3 protein-coding genes are annotated in these 2,937 nt (G+C 63.2%); 1 reads left to right on the forward strand and 2 read right to left on the reverse strand.

What is annotated here, in order from left to right:
- On the reverse strand, nucleotides 1–213 hold a 213-nt coding region (locus tag BN1127_RS02800; RefSeq protein WP_042648391.1), incomplete at its 3' end, for an alpha/beta hydrolase.
- Between the two features lie 316 nt (nucleotides 214–529).
- Between BN1127_RS02800 and BN1127_RS02805 the strand changes: the two genes are divergently transcribed.
- A complete protein-coding gene (locus tag BN1127_RS02805; RefSeq protein WP_042648392.1) occupies nucleotides 530–1,576 on the forward strand; it encodes an AraC family transcriptional regulator in 1,047 nt (348 codons plus the stop codon).
- 84 nt (nucleotides 1,577–1,660) lie between these two features.
- On the opposite strand, the gene BN1127_RS22315 is transcribed toward BN1127_RS02805, so the two are convergent.
- The coding region (locus tag BN1127_RS22315; RefSeq protein WP_048824616.1) for an efflux RND transporter permease subunit at nucleotides 1,661–2,937 on the reverse strand (1,277 nt) is incomplete at its 5' end.

Genomic DNA, 2,937 nt, shown 5'->3' on the forward strand with positions numbered 1-2,937 from the left:
GTGAGCCACCAGGATCACCGGGCCGTCGATGCGCTCCAGCGTCTGTGCGATGGCCTCGACCCTGGCCTGGCAGCTCAGCGTGTCAGAGTCTAAAGGCGGCACTGTCACCACCTTCTCAAGCCCCTCGGCGAGCAGAGTCTGCCAATGGTCTGCCACATGCCCACGCAGGCCGGGCACGATCAATACGGTGGCCTCGGGTTGAAATGCCTTCATCTCTCTTACCCTGTTCAGGCGCTCCGGCGACGGCCGGATGACATCAAGACCACAGTAAGGTGCCAGCTCCCCGGCTGCTTTACCTTGGATGCCATGGAGTTGTCTTTATATGACAGGAGCCGGGTGACCTGAGGATCAGAGGTCTGTGCAGAACGGGACTCGAAAGACCATTAAGTTGGTTGACGGACAGGGTCATCACATGACACCCGAGACTAACAGATCAGTTAATAAGCACTTTCCAACTTGTAAATGAAATGATAAAAACCAGTTAACAACAAGCAACCAGCAGATGAGCTGTCGCCATGGAAATTGCATCATGACCCTCCTTGCCAGAGCCGCCACCCTCACCAATTATCTCGACATCGCCCGCCAGCTGGGCCTCAATACCCCCAACCTGTTGTCGCAAGCCGGCCTCAGCGCCTCCATTCTGGATGTGCCCAATCAGCGCATCCCCGTCTCCACCATCGTCAACCTGCTCGAGCTGTCCGCCCGGACCGGGAACTGCCAGAGCCTGGGCCTGCGCATGGCGGAGCATCGTCAGCTGTCGGACTTTGGCGAGGTAAGCCTGCTGCTGAGCTATCAGCCCAACCTGCGCGAGGCCTTGCAGGTCATAGTCCAGTACATTCACCTGTTCAATAATGCCCTGGCCATCTTCATCGAGGAGGCGGGCAAGGCGGTGATCATTCGCGAGGAGATCATCACCGACGCCCCCATGCCCTCACGCCAGGCCACCGAGCTCGCGGTCGGCGTCATGTATCGCTTCTGTGCGGCCCAGGTCGGGGTCGGCGCCAACTGGCATCCCATCAGCGTCAACTTCACCCATGATGCGCCGGCGGACCTCACCATCCACAAGCGACTGTTCGGCTGCAAGCTGGAGTTTGGCAGCGAGTTCAACGGCATCGTCTGTCACGCCGCCGATCTGGACATTCCGAATCCCCTGGCCAACCAGGCCATGGCCCGCCATGCCCGCCAGTACCTCGACACCCTGCTGGTGGAGACCCAGCAATCCCTGCTGACCGACGTACGCAAGGCCGTCTACCTGCTGCTGCCCATGGGGCGCGCCACCATAGAGCAGATCGCCCGCACCCTGGGGATGAACGTGCGCACCCTGCAGCGTCATCTGGAAGAGAGCGGCGCCACCTTCAGCGAACTGGTCAACGACGTTCGCCGGGATCTGGTGATGCGTTATCTGCAAAACTCCGGCTACTCCCTCGGCCACATCGCCGACATGCTGGGCTACTCCATGCCCAGCTCCTTCACCCGCTGGTTCAACGCCCAGTTCGGCATGCCGCCAGCCACCTGGCGCTCCCGCCACAAGGGCGTGGTGGCGCAACCCGCACGCGCCGGCCTCGCCTACGGCTGAGACAACCGAGCATTGGCCAGACGAGAGCAGGGAGGCATCCAGCCTCCCTGCTCTTTTTCTCCTTCTGCATGTTCTGTCGTCTTGCTAGCTGGCGTCGGCGCCCACCGGGGTGCAGGGCTTGCCGCCCTCTTGAACATCCCCCTCCCGGTGTGCACGGGCCGCTGCCGCCCCGGTACCGGACAGCAGGAAGTAGGAGAGCGCAGGCACCCCGATCAGGGCCCCCAGCATGTTCCACAGGAACATGAAGGTGAGCAGTATGCCCATGTCGGCCTGGAACTTGATGGGAGACCAGATCCAGCCCACCACACCGGCGGCCAGGGTGATCCCCACCAGCCCCACCACCCGGCCGGTGAAGGCCACGGCCTGGCGATAGGCGTCCACCAGTGACATGCCCTGGCGCTGATGGTGCAGTTGCACGCTCAGCAGGTAGAGCGCGTAGTCCACTCCGATGCCGACCCCGAGCGCAATCACCGGCAGGGTCGCCACCTTGACGCCGATCCCCATGAATACCATCAGCGCCTCGCACAGCACCGAGGTGAGCATCAGGGGCACCAGCGCCACCACGGTCGCCCGCCAGCTGCGAAAGGTGATGAGGCAGAACAGGGTCACCGCCAGATAGACGTAAAGCAACATGGTGCGGTTGGCCTCATGCACCACCATGTTGGTGGCGGCCTCGATGCCGGCACTGCCCGCGGCGAGCAGGAACTGGCGATCCGCGGTGCCGTTCTCCTCGGTAAACCGCTCGGCGATGGCCACCACGCCGCTCAAGGTCTCGGCCTTGTGATCCTTCAAGTAGGCGATCACCGGCATCAGGGAGCAGTCGGTGTTGAACAACTCCGGGGTGTTGACCGAGGCCTGCTGGGCGGCATAGTTCAGCACGTTCTGGTTGCGCTGGAGGCTGGCGAGCCTCGGGTTGCCCTCATAGGTGCCGGCGGTGATCTGGCGCACCGCGTTGACCAGCGAGCTGGTGGCCTGTACGCCGGGATGCTGCTGCAGCTCCCACCCCAGGCGATCGGCCAGGATCAGGGTACGGTAGTCGAGGCACCCCTCCGGCGCCGTCTTGATCATGACGGCAAAGAGATCGCTCGAGAGGGCGTAGTGGCCGGTGATGTAGGCGTTGTCCCTGTTGTAGCGGGAATCCGCGCGCAGCTCGGTAGCCCCGCTGTCCAGATCGCCCACTTTCAGGTTCAGGCTCACCAGGTAGCCGCCTATCCCCATGGCCAGACCCAGCAGAACCACAACGGTGGCCCACTTGCGCTCGGTGCAGCGATCCAGCAGCGCCCAGAGTCTGCCGAACCCCTGGTTGGCGGCGGCGTGGGTCTCTATCCTGAGCGCTCGCTCGGCCGCCTTGCGGCCCACCC

The sequence above is a fragment of the Aeromonas media genome (assembly GCF_000819985.1).
In the GTDB taxonomy this organism is placed as follows: domain Bacteria; phylum Pseudomonadota; class Gammaproteobacteria; order Enterobacterales; family Aeromonadaceae; genus Aeromonas; species Aeromonas media.